We start from the raw sequence: 17,433 nt of genomic DNA, 5'->3' as shown, positions 1-17,433 counted from the left end.
GATGAATAGCAAATTAGATTTGATTCTTGATAAAAATATGATGAATGAGGTGAAGTCTATTCATCCTCATAAATATATACTACTTCTTTCCGTAACTCATCTTTATAATGTAAATCCAAATCGAGATAATAGAATAAATATTGATGAAGTAATAGACATATTCAACTATATAGCTGAGAGATTTTTTGGAGAAACTTTTCTCCCTAAAAACGCTATTGAATATCCATTCTTTTATCTTGTAAATAATAAATTTTGGTTTTTAAAAATAAAAAAAGATAAAGATGAAATATATAATGACATTATAAAAAATAAAAATTCACGTTTTACACTTAAAAGAATCCGTGAGGTGATTGAATACGCATATCTTTCTGAAGGTATGCATCATAACTTCCAGAATAAAAATTTTCGTAAAAAACTTGCTGAGAAAATAAAACATGTATGTATGAGTATTATGGAAAAAAGTAAAGAAGTAACTTCATCAGTGCCATCTCCATTATCTAAACAATGTGCTAATTTTATAAGCTATTTGACAACGTTGCAACGTATTCATGGTGGAAATGAAAATGCGCTGGCAGAATTTCAGGCACAGAATCCTCTCTTTGCCCGAGTTGTCGCGCCGCATCCTCTGGAAGATGAGCTCGTCAGAGATTTAAAAGCTGGCACGCACAGCATCATTCTTACAGGGCACGCCGGGGATGGCAAGACAACGCTGGCTTTTGCCGTCTATCGTAAATTATGCGGCATTCCCTTTGAGCAGCCTCTCCCGGAACTAGGGAACAGCCGTGTGCATTTTACCATAGATGGTCATAAGGCTCTGCTGATCAAAGACCTTAGTGAGCAGGAGCATCATCGGCACGAAGAGCTGCTTAAGGATCTGCTCGATGGTCAGACGCGGAGTTTGCTTGTTTCCAATACCGGCGCATTACGTGAATTTTTTCTGTCGCAGGAAAAGGATGCTTCCCGGCATGTGGAGCTGGAGAGTTCACTGCTTGGCAGTCTGAGCAGAGAGCAGGATGACAGTTTTTCCTTTCGGGGGCGACCGTTCAAAATCTATAATCTGGCTTTGCGTGATAATCTCCCTCTTGCGCAGACCGTCCTTTCCAACATGCTGAAGCCGGAGCTATGGACACAATGCTCTGCCTGTCGCCATCAAAGTGCCTGCCCCGTTCATTTTAATCGGATGTTACTCGCGGATACGAACAGCCCGGCCCGCCAGCGTCTGTTTCTCGCCTACAAACGTTTGCAGGCCTATGGAATTCGCCTGACCATGCGGCAGCTGAGCGAACATCTGGCCTATTGCCTGACAGGCGGCTTGGATGAGCAAAGCTTGTGCCGGGCAGAAATTCTTGAACCCCATATTGGCTCAAGGCAGCATGTGTACAATCTCTTTTTTGGTGGGCCGCACGCCAGACCTGACAGCCTGGTGGGAGATATGGCCGCCATTCGGGCCGTACACGAACAGCGGTTGGGCGCATACCCTTTACCGTGTGTGGACAAGAAGCTCTGGCATGCGTTGCCTACTGATGCAAAGATGCTGGGGCTTCCTTCGCAAGTCGTTCCGTTTTTGCAGCGCCTGTTGCGGCGGGGCAGCACGCAGGCAGACCCATCTGCCGGTGCGGAAGCCCGCCTGCAAGCCAGACGTCTTCTTTATTTTTGCGCTCGTCCTAGCGGGAAGGATTTGCAGAATCGGCTGCAGCAGGAATTTCTCCGGTCGCCCGGTGTAGTCCTGTATGCCGGGTTACACGGGCAGACCCAATTGGAGACTGGCGTCAAACGCCACCTGCTGACCTGCCTGTTTCATGTTCTGCAGGAACACTTTACCGGCATACATCTGCCAACCAGTACCCGGCAGCACAGTTTGTATATTACCTTGAATCGTCCTACGCCTCTTTTACGGCAGAGCGTACAAATCGTGCTTTGTTCGGTTTCATGGCAGGAAAATTTTGATTTGCGGCTCCAGAACCGCCCGGACGGCAGCCCATCCCTGCTACTGGAAGGGCGGCGCAATCTGCAGGGCATAACCCCGCTAGAGCTGACGGTTCCCTTTCTAGATTATGTGCTGCGCCGCTATGAGGGCGCGATAGGCGATTTGCCCCGAGCTACCTTTGCCCAACAACTTGATACCTTAAAGGCCCAGATTCTCCGCTGCATGAAGGAAGATGAGGGAGCGCAGCCCATACGTCTGCTGCGTTACTGTTCCGATTATAAATTGATTCAGGATGACTACATATTAAACGATACTATGCTGGAGGTGATTCGTGGAACACACTGAACCCCATCTCTACCCGGCCGCCTCTCTTTTTTCTTCTGTTAGTGTTAATGATTGGAAAGAGAATCCCGCGTTCCGTTTTTTCGGTAAACGTCTTTTTACAGATCAGAGTTTGCCGGAATTTCTCAACGAATTGCTGCTTATTCTGTTTTCTCCCAAGCGGCTTGCGCAACAGCCATATTCTCCCATTGAGGGATGTTTTCCCTCTCGTGAGGTATTGAATGTGTCTGGCGGTCTCCGTTTAGAGTATGCGCCTTCGGCACGTTTGAATTTGAAATTATTTGCTTTTTTAGGTGCGTCTCGTCTAGATGCCCGCCACAAAACCCACCGTGACCATTTTGATGAGCTGCAAAAAAGGCTCCGTGAGCGCTTGCGTACCGACTCCGACGCCGACAAGAGCGCCATTCTGCGCGATTTGGAAAACTTGTTTCTTGGTTTACGTTCCACAGGGGAAGGCCGTACCTGGTGCGCACAGCAATTCCTGCCGCTTTGTCCGCATCTTTTGACAGCAGAAACTATTTGGGAAGAAACAAAGGGAAAAGCTGCATCTACTTGGGATGAGGCGCTCCCGTTTTTTAGCAATAATAAGTATGCGTTTATGTCTCATGGTGGAGACGTCCTTTACTACCAACTCTGCCTTGCCCTGAGCAGAAAGCAGGACGAAATCGTCCGCTGGAATAAAGATGCGGCGCTGGGTCTTGGTCCGGAGGAACTTGACCCCGAAGGTCTGCGTCTGGCTCTGGAACAAGCGCTGGCCGCTATGCAGCTTTCCTATTCCGGGCTGGACGATCTGGCCTCGCTCATTTGCGAGCTGGAAGAGGAAACCGCCCTCAGTACGGATGCGGATCGGGACGGGGAGCCGCGCTATCAAGCCATGGGTTGGTGCGCCGCCGACAGTTGGAAGGAAGGCTATCTGTTTGCCGTTGAATTATTGCACATTCTGCGGGCAGATGTTGACATTATGGAGCGGCTTGCGTTGCTTGAAACCGCCTGTGGCCTGCAAATTCTGCGTACATTACTGGCCAGAACAGCGTTTCTGACCAGGCAACCCCTGCCTTGGCCCGGCTACCTGATCCCCGTTACGGCTTTGGATGAGGCAAATTTTGCCTTGCGCAGTGTTTCGCAGCATGCCTGCAAATACCTGCGCACCATGCAGGAGCGGCTGATTCTGGCACAGCTGCCCAACTGCACGTATGAGCCCGCCGGTAAAAACAAGGGGGCTCACACAGATCTGGAAGCCGCAAAAAAGAAATTTCTGGGCGATGTGGTCAGCCGCAAATACGCGGCGGGTCTGTTCGCTTCGCTTGCCAAAAATTATCTGGGGCTGATGGTGCCCCGTACCGGCAGCGGCGAACGCTTTGTTTTGTCAGCGCGAATTCTGCGTTTGCTGGTTTTAACGCTTGTGCCCGCACAAAAACATCTGAGTCTGGATACGTTCAAGCGGCGCGTGCGGGCCTGGCATGGCTTTGTCTTTGACGCAGAGGGCTTTGAAGAGGCGCAGCGCTGGTTGAGCGGGCAGTCGGCGCTCTTTTCTGTCCGTTGTGATGCCTGGCTGCACAATATGCTGGAAGACGGAAATTTTCTGATACACCTTTCCGATGCCTGCTCCCTTGTCCATAATCCCATCGCTGAAAGTCTGGAGGCCTAGATGCTTTTGTTCAGCCACTCCATTTCCGTTGCCGTGGAAACGATGCTGCGGGCCAATGGGCAGGGTCGCACCCTCGTTACTTTGCCTAGTTACGATGCGCCCTTCATGCTGGCCATCGCCCGGCAATTGACGGAACTTGCCAGAAAACATCAGGCCAGGCTTGAACTGAAAATCGCCTCCAGAACCATGCAGCGATGGCAGGCAAAAGATGTGCAGCTTGCGCGCGACAATGGCTGGGAAGACAAGCGCGGCAACCTTACCTACTATCGTAACGTTCTTGGTACACAGGAAAAACGGCTTGTCGTACTCTGCGGCGTGGACAAGATTACCGATACGGCAGGGTTGGAAGATTTTACCTTCTGCGATGAAGCCTTTATATGGGCACGCTACGGCAATACGCTGTTTGCAGACTGGCTTCGCAGTCGCCTTGAGGCGGCGGATTTGGTTTTGCCAGCCGACAAAGCCATGAGCAAGGTAGATAACCTGCTCAACTCTTTACGTATGCTGCCAAATGGGGGGCTACTGCGAATCAGCGGCTGGCTGGACAGTATGGATATGAACGGCCTGTACAGCGGTTCCGAGCTGTTACAGCGAATGCTGGCCAACCTGCGATATTTTGATCTGCCCAACTGCCAGGGGTTTGCCCGTAAGTGTCGCGGCAAGACATTCATGCAGTATGCCAGGGCCGCCCAGCCGTTTTTTGATTACAGCTCGTTCATCAAATTCAAGGATCGCACCGCCGCCCACAAGGCGGTAGAAACCGCCCTTGAACAGCTGGAGCAGGGGGCTCCGGCCATGCGCCTTCTGAATGAGAGGCCCGATGAGGTTTGCCCTTCATATCCCTCTGGCAGAGAATTTCTTCAAGGGGTTCTGTGCTATATCGACACGGAAAGCAGCGATGACAGGGAAAAGTTATACGACTGTGATTTTGTGACATTACATGATGTCGTGTTGCACTGCCGTCCCCCGCGCGTCAAAAAAAGCAGGGAAACCCCGCGTAAGCTCTACGGTTCGCTGGTGGAAACGCTGCTGACAGCCTTGTGGATAACGCTGGAAGCGTGCCGCAAAAACGTGGAGCACGAATTCCCCTCTGCGTGCTGTCTGCGCCTGTACGGAGAAAGTTACAAGTTTGCCAATGATGGTGAAAGCGGCGGGCAGGTGCTTGCCGGAGAACTCTGCGAACATGCCAGAGAGCAGCTACTCCACTTGCTGGATGGAGTAGACATGCTGCTGGAAACCTATTTGCAGGATGAAAACGGCTTGCGCGTCTGTAGCCGCTTGCTACCGGATGACGCACCCAAAGCTACCAGCAAGACACCTTCTTTTCGCTTCAGGGTAGAAATTGCGGAAGGCCCCGATGAACCTGAGTTGTTTCAGGCTAGCTACGAATGGATTCTTCCTGAAAAGCATGGAGATCGGTTGGATGCGGAACTGATTCGTCGCGCGGCTGCGCTGTTTACAGACGGTGCGTCACTTCTGCCGGTTTATCATCTGCCGTATTATGAGGAATTATTGAATGCCCCCGATGGTAATGATACATGCGAAATTTTGCGTCATGGTCTGCGTGATAGTACGGAGATGAGCTTTGCCGACAATTTATTGAACAAGGAACAGACCTCAACGGAAGATCCGCTTGTATGGCGGCTGTCTCATCTGTCCAGAGCCTATGCCGAATTTATGCGGCATGCCGCGAGCCACAGTCTGTTCCATGCCCTTTTTTCGCAAGATGGCAGCGGCAACGGCCCCTGGCGGCAGCTCAAAAACGCCTATGAAAGTGCTCTGCGGGGAGGCAAAGATCTTGTCTGTAAGGGCGCGACCCGTCTTGGACCTGCGCTTATGCGCGCCTTTCTTTTTACGCAGCAGCCTCTCCCGGAACAGGGCATCAACTGGTGGCTTTCTGACTATGAAGATTCGGCTGTCGTTACGGTACTGCACCCCGCGCTGCTGGAACAGATTCACGCGCAGATTATCTTCTTATGTGCCGGGTTCCGACATGTTTACCACCAGGCTTGCCATACATCGAAGGGCTTCACTCCCAGAGTGTTGCAGCGCTATCTCAGCATGGCGCGCACGCACGCTCCCCTGTGTACCCTGTTGCGCACCCGGGATCAGATTCTGAGCAGCGAAGTTCGTGGGGAGGGCCATATACACAAAATAGGCCATCTGGAACATCCCGGAACAGATACGCTTTCCACGCGATTGCACAGCGATGGTGATCGCTTTCAGGAGAAGCTGAGCGATATTGATTTGTATGCAGAAAGCGATGAATCCGCCTTGCTGGAAGATTTGCTTGGGCAATACCATACCTTGCGCCCTCACGCCGGAGATGGCATCAGCCTTGCCATTTTTCGTAATACTTCCATTCAGCCTGTTATTGCCGGCCTGCACAGTTTTTTGCAAGGTCTGACCAAGAGCGAGACGTACAACCTTGCTAGTCGTGATACGCTCTATGACGTGCGTTTGTTTTTCTTCAGCAATAGCAATGATGCGGCCGACCTGCGTATCTGGCTCAACCACTGGCAGGAGCGCTGGAGTACCGCACGGGAAGAGGACAGTCTGACGACTAATTCCTGTTATCGTTTTTGTCGCATCTCAGTTGCGCATCAAATTGTATGCAGCAGCAAGGAAATGGAAAATTTTCTGCGCCAAGGCAAAATAGATGTGGACATAGCCCTACTTTATGATTTGTTTGATGTCAGTATGACATCATGTATTTTTAAAGATATTGCTCAATTTGACATTACAAGTACAGAATTAAAATTCCCCATTCTTGAAAAAAAATATTGTGTCTCGCGCAGAGAGAGCCAAAACCTCTCCCGGTCGCGTGTTGTCAGCTTGCGTCAGTTTCCTGCAACATCGCTGCATAGCGAGCTGCTGGCTGCACTGAACCGAAGGCCTCCTTCGGCGTCATCGCTGGTTATCAGCCATGGCAGTTTTCATGAATGGAAAGACAGCCTGGCCCTTTTGCACAAGGCCGCTGAATGGGTTATTTGTATTGATCCAGCCATGGATGAGGCGCTCATTCGTGATTCCGCGCCCGCTGGAATAGTTCGGGACATTATCGCCTTCGGTTCCGGCGTAGGCAGCCACGGAGAAGCCAATTATACTGTTTCGTCCGAACAGTTGAGCTGTCAGGATTTGTGCGTTCACATTGGTCAGCGACTGGCCAGCCTCTATGGCGACAACGCTCCTGATACCGCTACCTGCCGCGCTATGGCGGAAAATTTGCTGCACGCGGAAAAACTGGCCGGCATGGGGCTTATTCGTGCGGCCAGCCTGCAAGATACCTACATTCATGATTTTCTGGCCTATTCTCTGAGCCGGCGCCTTTTGCAAGTGCCTGATACGCTTTGCGACACCATCATTTCTCTGGACGCTTATCATCATTGGCTTCCCTCGCGTGATGCCAGCCACCCCGATTTGCTTTGGCTTACGGGAGTAGAGCGGGATGGCCGCCTGCATTTGCATGCCCTGCTCATAGAATGCAAACTGGCGTGCTCAAACGATGCCTATGTGTGGCACGCCCATGAGCAGCTGCGCAGCGGTCTGAGCCAACTAGAGCCTCTGTTTCGCCCGCTCGGTGCGGACGAACTAGATGACGCTCGACCCGATCGCCGCTACTGGTGGCATCAGCTGCACCGCGTCATCACCAGCAACATGTATGTGGAACCGGAGCTGCATTCCAAAGATCCTGCAACTCTGCTGGAACAGCTGACCGAAGGGCAATTTTCCATTGAATGGGAAGCGTTGCTGCTGACCTACTGGACTGATGATGCCGGTACAGAACCTCGATGGACCGACAGGTGGAGCATTGATGGTATTCCCGCTCGCCAGTGTGTCATTGGCTATCCCTTGCAAATTCAGCTGGCCTTGCAGGAAGCATCTTCGAAAATCTGGGAAGAGGCCCGGCAGCAGGATTCGTGCCCAGAACAGGAAGATCGCTATCCTGACGCTTACCCTCTCCCGTCCACGGAACCTTCAGAAGACGATTTTTCTGAAGTGGTGGCTTCCCTGCTTGGGGACGAAACGGATGACAGCGTCGATGAAAGCGATGAGGAACAACCCGACTGGATGCGTACCTATCTCTCGCCGGAATTTCTGGAACCCGCCTCAGCCAGTTTATCAGACGACCCAATACAGGAAGATCGCGCAACTGACAGCGTTACGGATCCGAATTTCTGCGCGCATGGTTCGGGCGGTGCAGTAGCCCTTCAGGGGGAAGGTGCCAATGCGGCAGGAGAAACGTCCCCGACAGCCCCCGATGAAAGCTCCCGTTATGTATCCACATCAGAATCCGGCGCTCCCGAACCTGCGCCGACACCTTCAGACATTTCAGAGGCGAAAAGTATCCCAGAGCAAATTCTGCTCGGCGTTAACAGAAGCGGGAAGCCTGTTTACTGGCGTTTCAGAGATGCCGTTAATCGTCACCTCATCATCTTTGGCAGCTCCGGCAATGGCAAGACCTATGCTATCCAATGCCTGTTGGCAGAACTGGCCCGAAAGCAGCTCAATACCATGGTGCTGGATTACAGCCAGAGCTTTACGCCTACAGAAATTTTGCCTCCAGTCAAACCGTATTTTCCAGAAAGTGAACAACATGTTGTTGTGGCAAAGCCTCTCCCCATCAATCCTTTGACCAGGCAGAAGATACCGCAAATTCATGCGGACGAACCACCATATCTTGTTGCTGGCAGAATTACGGATATTTTCAGAAAGATTTTCAATCTCGGAACACAGCAGGTTAACATCCTGCAGGATGCTATTATTGAAAGCCTGGAAATGTATCCGGAAACAACGTTTCAGCACGTGGAAGATATACTGAAATCTTATCATGTCGATGAGCATCATAATAAAACTTCGTTGGAGACTCTGCAAAGTCATATTCGAAGTTTCCTCAGAACAAATCCGTTTACAGAACCTCGTGATGATGTAGGCTGGGAAAAGCTCTACAATATGTTGCCTGCCTGCAATCATGTTTTTCAACTTGCTTCTATCCCAGGAGTTTTTGCGGCGGGAATCATCGAGTTTGTTCTCTGGGATCTTTTCTTTCATGCCCAGCGTAGCGGTAGTCCTGAGCATCCAAGTATTGTTGTTTTGGATGAGATACAGAACCTTAGTCTGCAAAGCGGCTCGCCCGTTGATAAAATCTTGCGTGAAGGGCGCAAATTCGGCATGGGATTAATTGCGGCAACGCAGTCGTTCTCTGGTATCAAGCAGTCGCTGAGTACCTTGAATCAGGCCGCCTGCAAACTGTATTTTCGCCCGGCAGATAATGAAATGGCAGAGTGTGGCAAACAACTGCATGATGTGGATTCTTCTTTTTCCGCTTCGGAGTGGAAAGAACAACTCGCACGACTGAAGCGCGGAGAATGCTACCTGGTTGGCCCTGTATCGTCACAGGAACGGCCCGTGCGTTTCGTCAAAATCGCCAGCATGGAGGAACGCGGCTTTGGCAACTGAACAGCATACGCGCCTTGCACGTAACTTCCATCGAACATTCAAGCCTGAACGCAGCTACCTTTCTGCGCTGTTGCGGTATGCCGCCGCCGGAAAAAGTGGTTCGCTTGAGGAAATCAGCAAGCATACGGGTATTCCCACCGGTTCAAGCTCTGGTAAAATGCAGCCGACCATTGATTATTGCACGGGGATGGGGCTGTTGCGTCCGCAAAAAACAAATGCAGTCTATACTTTTTCGCTGACGCCTTTCGGGCGGGTTGTTCTGGTTGAAGATCCGTTCCTCTCTAGTCCTGTGACGCAATGGTTGGCGCATCTTCAGCTCTGCCACCCTCGTACCGGCGCGGATCTCTGGTATCAGGTCTTTGTGGAAGGCATGGAAACGTTGGGCATGGATTTCAGCCGTCAGACGCTTGAACACCATCTGCGCACCGTTTATGCTGCGGAAGGGCGCAATCCCATTGGGCCTGTCATTGGCGCATATACCGATGAGGCCGCCTTCAAGGGGGCCGGGGTACTGACGGAAAACGATGAGCAAATTCATCGTGCTGCCGCTCCTCTTGCTATGGAAAGCCGACGTGGCTATGCCGCATGGCTGGCCCAGTTGCTGGCAGACTTTTTCCCCGGGGCGCGTAATATTTCGGTTACCAACTGGGAACGCGCCTGCGGCTGGAAAAGGGCAACCGGCTGGCATCCTTCTACCGCTGCGGATATGCTTGCGGAAGCCGAACATCTGGGCGTGCTGACCGTAGACAGGCATATGCAGCCCTGGCTTGTTGACCTGCGCCGTTCTCCTGATGAGGCATGGCGCACCATTTTTGATGATATGCTTTAGTGTAGCGGCTTTTTACGGTCATGATGGCATCTGTTGCGGCCAAATTTTGTTCAGGAAGAATAGCGTACCCTGTTTTTTATTTGAAAAAACAATACGCACATATCTCTGATACGTCCTGTGTGAGGGCTTTTCATGAGTACTTGCCTTGGTGACATTATTCGATTTCGTGATGACAAACTTTTTCAGGGTGCTGTGGACATTTCCTGGTTTTACCGGGATCGTGATAAGGCTCGAGAAGCTGCGAGAACCTTTGTTTTTCATGGGCCACGTTATCACGCCGTCCGGCAGCAGGAAGGCTATCATGAACACAGATTGACCGATACGGCTACCTTTGCCTGCAGCATTGTCAGTCAGGCTTGCGGCAAGGGAGAGCAACCTTTCAAAATGGCCGTAGCTGGTTATGGAACGGGCAAATCTCATCTGGCGCTGGCTTTGGCGGAACTTCTGCACGCCCCGGAATCCGCCGCCGGACGGGCTGTTCTTGAAGGTATTGCTGCCGCAGATGCCGAACTAGGGCAGGAATGCCGTATTCTGCTCAATGAACAGAGCAAGTCCTCACTCGTCATTGCTCTTAACGGCATGAGCGAATTTTCCTTGCTGCCGGAGATTGTGCGGCGTGTCATCGATGCCCTGCGCACGGATGGTCTGGACACTACTCCAGTTGAAAATGTGCGGCCGCTCTTTGCCAGAGCCGCCAGTCTGGTTGAAAAGCTCAATCCGCAGGTTATCAATGACATTTGTCAGGAAGCGGGTAAAGCGACCCTTGAACATCTTGTTGCGGCCTTGCGGGAAGAACAGGACGAAGCCACCTATAAGGCTGTTGCGCAGTGTCTGGAGAGAGACGGCTTCCTTCTCGATGCCAGTCAAAATGGCTCGTTGCCGGAACTTTTTCAGATTTTGGCAGAAACGTATTGCGGTGACGGCAAGCCTTATAAAAATATTGTTATTCTGTTTGACGAGTTCGGCAAGTATTTGGAATTTGCTATCGGAAAACCGTACTTTGCTGGAACAAATGCCCTGCAGGAATTGTTTGAAGCTGTACAGGGGGCAGTAAATTTGTATGCTTTGTCGGCTTTATTCAGTTTGAGCTGAAAGCCTATCTGCAACGGCTTAATGCGGAATATCGCAACGAGGCGCAGCGTTACATTACACGCTATGAGAATGCGGAAAAAGTTTACCTTTCCACAAATTTGGAAACGCTCATCGCTAATCTCATTGAAAAGACAGATCACAAATTTATCGATCAATATCTTTCAAATAAAATAGAAGCGCTTATAAAGTCGGCGCACTATTTACGCCATTTTTTTCCGGCAAGCCAAAACGTTGCCTCATGGCAAGATCAGGAGTTGTTTGCCCGCGTCATTTGCTTGGGGTGCTGGCCTCTTTCGCCCTTTGCGCTCTGGTTTATTTATTCTTTGGCGGCCGAAAGTCGCTTTTTGCAGGGGCGTTCCGCGCTTTCCCTGCTTAAGGAGCTGTTCGCCAGCCTCGCTAGCAAACCGGTAGATACTCTGCCGCGCATCGGTATTCCCGCTATCTCGTTGTTGACATCTAGTTTGCGCGAAGAATTGATCAGTTCTGAAAAAAGCGGCAATCAGGGCGCTATTGCCAGCGCTCTCGAATCTGTTCTGAACCGCCACCGGGAGCGTCTCAATGAGACATCCATTGCGATTCTTCAGGCTATTGTCATTGCCTCCAAACTGATGATGAAGGCAGAAAGCCGGGATGATGCTATCCAGGGGCTTGGCTTGCTTTGTGGTCTTGTTCCTGATGTTGTTCAGAAAGAACTTCATGACTTACAGTTTGAACTCAATCTTATTGAATGGGACGAATCACTATGCTACTTTGATATTCTTGGAGATGCTGTCCCTAAAACGCAATTCATCAGCTTTTTGCGTCAACGCAGGCTGAATGAGTATGACGATCGTAGACAGGCCAGACTTTTTGCTAGCGGGATAGACAAACTTACCGATATGCTGGCAAAGGATATTGAAACAGATTTTGGCGAACAGCATTCTATAAAAACGCGGGAGTGGCGTTTATCTCCCCGAAAAACGAATATGGATTTTATAAGCCCTGTGATCAGCGATATTCTTGCCACTTGGTCACAGAAAACAGCGCATGATGAAGCCAAGGGTACTATTCTTTTCTGTTACGCTGGGCATGAAATTGTACTTGAAGATGCCATGAATCAGATACGCAAAGATCTGAAGATGGCAATTCAGCAGAAAAATTTACAAAATGTTACCGTCTTTATTGTTCTTTTGCATGATGAGGATAATCAGCTTGGAACTATTTTGGCTGAGTATGACATCTTGCAAAATTTGAGCAAAACAGAAAGAGAAAAATTTGCCAATCTTGTATCATCTCACGAAGAATCTCTCCGTAAACATGCGGAAAAAATCGTGCATCAGCTCATCAAGCAGCGCCATTGGATTACTCCGCTACAGGGGAACTTACCGCAGCGATTGTCATCTGTCGGCCTAGCCTTGTTTGAATCCGTCTATAAGGAAGCTCTGCCGTTCTCCATGGACGGTTTTGCCACGGCCCATGGTAACGGCCCTACAACGGCCTACTCCTTTGCGCGCAGGCTGTTCTACAACAGGCTGACATTTGAAGACATACAAGCCATGAATTCTGCGGAAAAGAATAGGGCCATTACATTGTTCAGAAAGGATTGGAATATCTTTTCTAAATCCGGCACGGTACAAAAATACCCGGCCCCCTTGCAGCGAATTTTCCGTCGTTGGGACAATACTTGCCGCGGAGGCCTAGCGGTCTCCGAGATGTACGCCATGTTGATGCGGCCGCCATTCGGCATGAATGACATATCCGCCTTATTGCTGGTTGGCGTTTATCTGGCGGCTCGTCATGCTACTCTGCATGTCAATAATGGTGAAAATATGCTTTCTGTCCGGGACTGGACAGAAAACGTTTTGCCGGAGAGCAGAAAAAAAATTACTCCGCAAATTTTTGGAGTTGCCAGGCTCTTCCTCGCTGAAGGCGGCGAAGATAAATGGTCAGAATTTCTTGATGATTGGAGATCTTGTATATCTTATGAGGAATTGTGTAACTTTCCGTCTCGTGCAATGGAGCTGAAAAAAGAGTGTCCTATCACAAAGGTTGGAGATCAGGAACAATACGATGCGCTTGAGCAGAAAAGTAAACAAGCCTGCCAAGCCGTACACGATTTTTCAAAACTGGAAGATAAAGCGGAAGGACAGTATGAAGAAGCTGAAAAAAAGAAAAAAGTAGAACTGTATCTTTACAGCACGGCAAACTTTGGGAAATTACTTTCCATAATTGAATCCTCGCCCGAATGCTGGCCACAGGAATATGGCCCCAAATTTGAGCAGCGTTTTGGGCAGATGCGTCAAAAATTTGCAGCGGTATTCCCTGAGTGGCTTGAAACACTCACTCCCAGGGCCGCAACGCTAGATGCCATTGCTACTTTCAAGGAGCAGATGAAAAAGTACAGGGAAAAACTTCTCGTGATTCATCTTGAAAGCGAAGCTGACAAACTACGGGAATATACGCAAAAAGCCTGTAAAAATATAGAAATTATTGGAAAATATCGGACAACGATGCATAATATTGAAGCATGGCTGCAAGAAAGTAAAACGGCATTTAACAATCAATCCATCGACAGCTTGCGTCAAACACGCGATATGGCGAAGGAACACGCAAAGAACCTGGCTGTTATTGCGCGTAATAAGGCAATTGAAGGTCTGCCAGAGTTGCGTGGACAATTAAGTGAGCATCAAAAGGCCGTTGAACAGCATCTCAAGAAACTGGAACGGCATGCGAGTGAATTACTCAATCCTTCCTTTGAGGACATGGAGAATATCCAGAATCATCAGATGGAACTTGCACGACTGGAGCAGATTTGCAGCCGTCAGGATGCCCGCGATGTCGCTGATCTGAAGTATGTGCTGGATTGGCTGCTCTCTGTCTGGAGGGACTTGCGTAACGACAACTCGCTAGATGACGCCATGCTAAGAAGACGTCTTGAGGACTTTAAAGCCGAGCTTGCTGCTCAGATAGAGGAAAAGGAACTGGGACTTGAAGCGGCTGCCTTGTATGACCTGGTCGTGGCAGACCTTGAGAAGACGCGCAAGGAGCGCAGTACTCTCTGGCTGGCAGAGGCCCGCAATAAATGTGAACGCACTTCTGAGCTGTCAACGGAACAGTCTGCGGTACTCTATGCACAGCTGCAGGAGGAACCTGCTTATCTGGCAGAACAGGATCGTGCCGTTCTGTCTCAGTTGCGCAGTCAGCTTCACGCACATCTTGTCCAGCAAAAAGAAGCCTGGTTGCTGCAAGAGTTTAGTAGGTTGCCTAGAGAACGGCAGATAAGCCTCTTTGAGCGTCTGCGTCACCTTATGAACATTTAAAGATGCCCTTATCCAAAAATATTCTGTTCCACATAAAATTTTGCTGAGAGGCACAGTATTGTAGCATATGCACTATTCTGATTAATGTGTATTAATTTAGACTTGAGAAGATTGTCATCGTCTTGAGCGGACTAGTATCAGTGAAACAACTCTTTGGAGAATATGATATGGCAGGCTTTAAAAATATGTCCAACTTGGTGGTAAGATTGAAAAAGGCCAGTTTAAGGGCGATCCACTGACGGCTTTCGTTCTGATCCACGCTGGATACACGAATGTAGCCATAAATTTTTGCCATGATGATTCCTCCTCTCAATGAATTGTCTGTTCACAGTTCATTATCCGGTCTATCGTGGGTAATGAAGCTGCCGCGGTGTTCGTGTCTCGGAGGCGGCGGGGGTGTGTCTTGCTTCCGTGCCTTTTGGCCATCCCTCTGCCGTCTGGCCTCGGTCAGATATTTAGTCAGGGTTTGGGGTTCACCTCAATTCCCTTTTTCGTGCAGTTTTTCGACGATCTCCTGAGTATCAAAACCGCGCTTCTTCATCCGTTCCAGTGTCGGGGCGAGGGTGAAAATGGCCTGCTTCACGGTCATGGCGCGGTTTCCGTCCAGTGTGACTGTGGCGGGCTTGATTCGGGCGAACGCCTGTCTGATTTCCTTCAGTTGGCTGGGTGTGATGCTCGTGCTATTTTCTCCTGTGATTGGCGGGGTGTCTTCCCTGTTTGTTTTCTGCCTTTGGCGGTCAAGCGGCACGCTTGCCTACGGGGTTTTCGCCAGAAAACTATAGTGGGCTATGACTCACATCTGAGTCGAGATTCCCGGCGGTCGGTCAGCGCATCCTTGAACGACGGCGCTGCGGCGAGGCTTCCGGCTCTTGCTGGATGTGCTGTTCACGCTCGGACTGCCGGCTGGCCTCAGCTTCCTGTCGTTCGCGCTGGTATAGTTGGCCGTCATCTCCTTGTATTTCTTCTTCAATCCCTCAATTTCCCTATTGAATTTTGCGGCATTACCGCTTGGGGTGGCAGTACTTCCACCGCCCCAGCGCATCTGATTTTCTTCCACTATTGTGGAAAGTTGTGCAGCGTCACAGCAATATTCGGGCGAACCGAGAGCGAAAAATTTATTGAAGCCAAAAAGCATGGGAGAAAGAAAGTTTGAGATTTCACGGCAATCCACGCCGAGTTTTCCTCCCTCCGGGATTGCTTTATGACTTTTGAACACCCGGATACGATAATGGCGAAGCGCTTCCAGATGTTCGTGGTTCGTGGAAGCATGCAGCATGAGCATGGCTTCACTCAAACGGACTGCGTGATCCACATGGTGTTTGCGCCATGCCCCCACAGAGAGCGCACAAAACGCGCAAAGACTCCAAACAGCGGCTCCCCCTGCCACAGCGCACCAGAGCAGTATCAGCGTCAATCCTGTAAGTGAAACGCCTTGCGTAAGTTTAATAACGGCAGACATGGCCGTCAGCCATGCCGCAAGAAAGGCAAGGCCGCATCCCAGAGCGCAATCAGCAGAAATTTGATAATCGAACCGTTGGGAACACCTTTTATGGGATAAGCTCCCATTGTCCGCCCTTATTGGGGCCGATGCGGCGCAAGAGGCCCTTTGTCTTGAGCGTGTTTATTCTGGTAAGAACCGTGCGCCGGCTCACCTTCAGGACATCGGCGAGTTCGGCAATGGTTATGCGCGGATTGGCGGCGAGGCGCTTAAGGAGCTCCAAAAGTTCCGGTGCAATTTCCGGTGCAATTTCTGGTGCAAACGCTTGTGCATTTGCACCAGAAGAGCTTGGTTTCTGGTGCAAATCTTGGGTTTCTGGTGCAGTTTCTGGTGCAAACACTTCGGTGCTTTCCGAGGATTGGTGCCTCCTGCGCACGATGGCTTTGAACAGTGTGCCTTCCCGATCATCTTCAAAATCAATATCCGGCCATGCTTCAAGGGCGCGCTGGATACCGGAACCGATGCCGTGGTAGGGCAAAAGTCCCTTGGCCGCATATGAAACCAGGATAGGATTGCGGATATTGGAATTGCCGTTTTTGATGTTGGCGATGGTCAGGTTGTTCGGCAACGTACCGGGGCTGACGATTTCCACCCGGTCATCAAAGATGAAAATGCGAATGGGCGCGCTGACAAGATAATCTCTGTGCACGAGGGCATTGACCAGCAGCTCCTCAAAAACCCGTTCCGGTATTTCCGGCGTGCCTGGAGCATTGACGCCATTATCGGCCTGCACCTTGTACAGATTTCGCATGACAAAAGCCAGAGCATCCTTGAAAAGTCTGCTCAGCGGGCCTTCAAAATCCTCGGTGTCGTCATAGCGGTCGGCATGGACGGCAATTCCCGGAAAACGGACGCCTTTTGCCACGAACTGTGGAAAAATCAGCTCCGGCTGTTCGGCAAAAAGCAGCACTCCGGCCAGGTTGAGAGTTCCATCGCCGGCGGCGAGATTCAGATTTTGCAACAGGCGCAGCTGCTCAGCATGGGTGTCCGGAAAATCACTGTCATAGCGCTTTTTCAAAAAATCCCGGAACAGCAGCTTGTCCAGTTTGTCAATACCCGCCTTTGTGGGCAATTCATCGGCATGGAATTGGCTGGTATATTGAAAAAAGCGGCGCAGTTCTTCCTTTGAATTGATACGTCGCTTGTCCGCACCGGCTTTCAGCCAGATGACGCCTTTTCTGTCAAAATAGGGTTTGTCCATTCCCGCAGGAACGGTCAGAGCGATAACCACATTTCCATTTTCCAGAAGAATGTTCTGCGTCTGCACCAAAAGCGGGCTGCGGACATGCTGACTGGCGGCGTTGCCGATCAGCTGGTTCGCAGCATGTACTTCCTGGG

Annotated in this window: 9 protein-coding genes; 6 read left to right on the top strand and 3 right to left on the bottom strand. The window is 50.4% G+C overall.

The window, feature by feature from the left end; translation table 11 throughout:
• Window position 1 precedes the first annotated feature (1 nt).
• The 6 genes from Q0Z94_RS03150 to Q0Z94_RS03125 all read left to right on the top strand — a co-directional run bounded on the left by Q0Z94_RS03150 (window position 2) and on the right by Q0Z94_RS03125 (window position 14,597).
• Window positions 2–2,272, top strand: a complete 2,271-nt coding sequence (locus Q0Z94_RS03150) for a hypothetical protein (RefSeq protein WP_298067569.1) — start codon at window positions 2–4, stop codon at window positions 2,270–2,272.
• On the top strand, window positions 2,259–3,917 hold the full coding sequence (locus Q0Z94_RS03145) for a hypothetical protein (protein WP_298067568.1): 1,659 nt from the start codon (window positions 2,259–2,261) through the stop codon (window positions 3,915–3,917). Before Q0Z94_RS03150 ends, Q0Z94_RS03145 begins: the two co-directional genes overlap by 14 nt.
• On the top strand, window positions 3,918–9,377 hold the full coding sequence (locus Q0Z94_RS03140; RefSeq protein ID WP_298067567.1) for a DUF87 domain-containing protein: 5,460 nt from the start codon (window positions 3,918–3,920) through the stop codon (window positions 9,375–9,377).
• Window positions 9,367–10,206: a DUF4007 family protein gene (locus Q0Z94_RS03135; RefSeq protein ID WP_298067566.1), complete on the top strand. Its 840-nt coding sequence runs from the start codon at window positions 9,367–9,369 to the stop codon at window positions 10,204–10,206. The genes Q0Z94_RS03140 and Q0Z94_RS03135 overlap by 11 nt, the downstream gene beginning before the upstream one ends.
• Before the next feature lie 132 nt (window positions 10,207–10,338).
• The gene (locus tag Q0Z94_RS03130) at window positions 10,339–11,298 is read left to right on the top strand and encodes a hypothetical protein (RefSeq protein WP_298067565.1); all 960 of its coding nucleotides are present in this window, start codon (window positions 10,339–10,341) and stop codon (window positions 11,296–11,298) included.
• A gap of 98 nt (window positions 11,299–11,396) precedes the next feature.
• On the top strand, window positions 11,397–14,597 hold the full coding sequence (locus tag Q0Z94_RS03125) for a hypothetical protein (protein ID WP_298067564.1): 3,201 nt from the start codon (window positions 11,397–11,399) through the stop codon (window positions 14,595–14,597).
• A 478-nt stretch (window positions 14,598–15,075) separates the two neighbouring features.
• Here the strand turns inward: Q0Z94_RS03125 and Q0Z94_RS03120 are convergent, their stop codons facing one another.
• The 3 genes from Q0Z94_RS03120 to Q0Z94_RS03110 all read right to left on the bottom strand — a co-directional run.
• The gene (locus tag Q0Z94_RS03120; protein ID WP_298067563.1) at window positions 15,076–15,345 is read right to left on the bottom strand and encodes a hypothetical protein; all 270 of its coding nucleotides are present in this window, start codon (window positions 15,343–15,345) and stop codon (window positions 15,076–15,078) included.
• A gap of 45 nt (window positions 15,346–15,390) precedes the next feature.
• Window positions 15,391–15,891 (bottom strand): hypothetical protein, encoded by a 501-nt coding sequence (locus Q0Z94_RS03115; protein WP_298067562.1) that lies wholly within the window; start codon window positions 15,889–15,891, stop codon window positions 15,391–15,393.
• 253 nt (window positions 15,892–16,144) lie between these two features.
• On the bottom strand, window positions 16,145–17,433 hold a 1,289-nt coding region (locus tag Q0Z94_RS03110; RefSeq protein ID WP_298067561.1), incomplete at its 5' end, for an ATP-binding protein.

This window comes from uncultured Mailhella sp. (genome assembly GCF_947631555.1).
GTDB lineage: Bacteria > Desulfobacterota > Desulfovibrionia > Desulfovibrionales > Desulfovibrionaceae > Mailhella.
The sequence above is the reverse complement of the archived record's forward strand: the minus strand, read 5'-3'. Positions and strand labels throughout refer to the sequence as shown.

Coding starts and splice junctions, on each gene's coding strand:
- Q0Z94_RS03150 (WP_298067569.1), top strand. CDS start 2: ATGAATAGCAAATTAGATTTGATTCTTGATAAAAATATGATGAATGAG.
- Q0Z94_RS03140 (WP_298067567.1), top strand. CDS start 3,918: ATGCTTTTGTTCAGCCACTCCATTTCCGTTGCCGTGGAAACGATGCTG.
- Q0Z94_RS03130 (WP_298067565.1), top strand. CDS start 10,339: ATGAGTACTTGCCTTGGTGACATTATTCGATTTCGTGATGACAAACTT.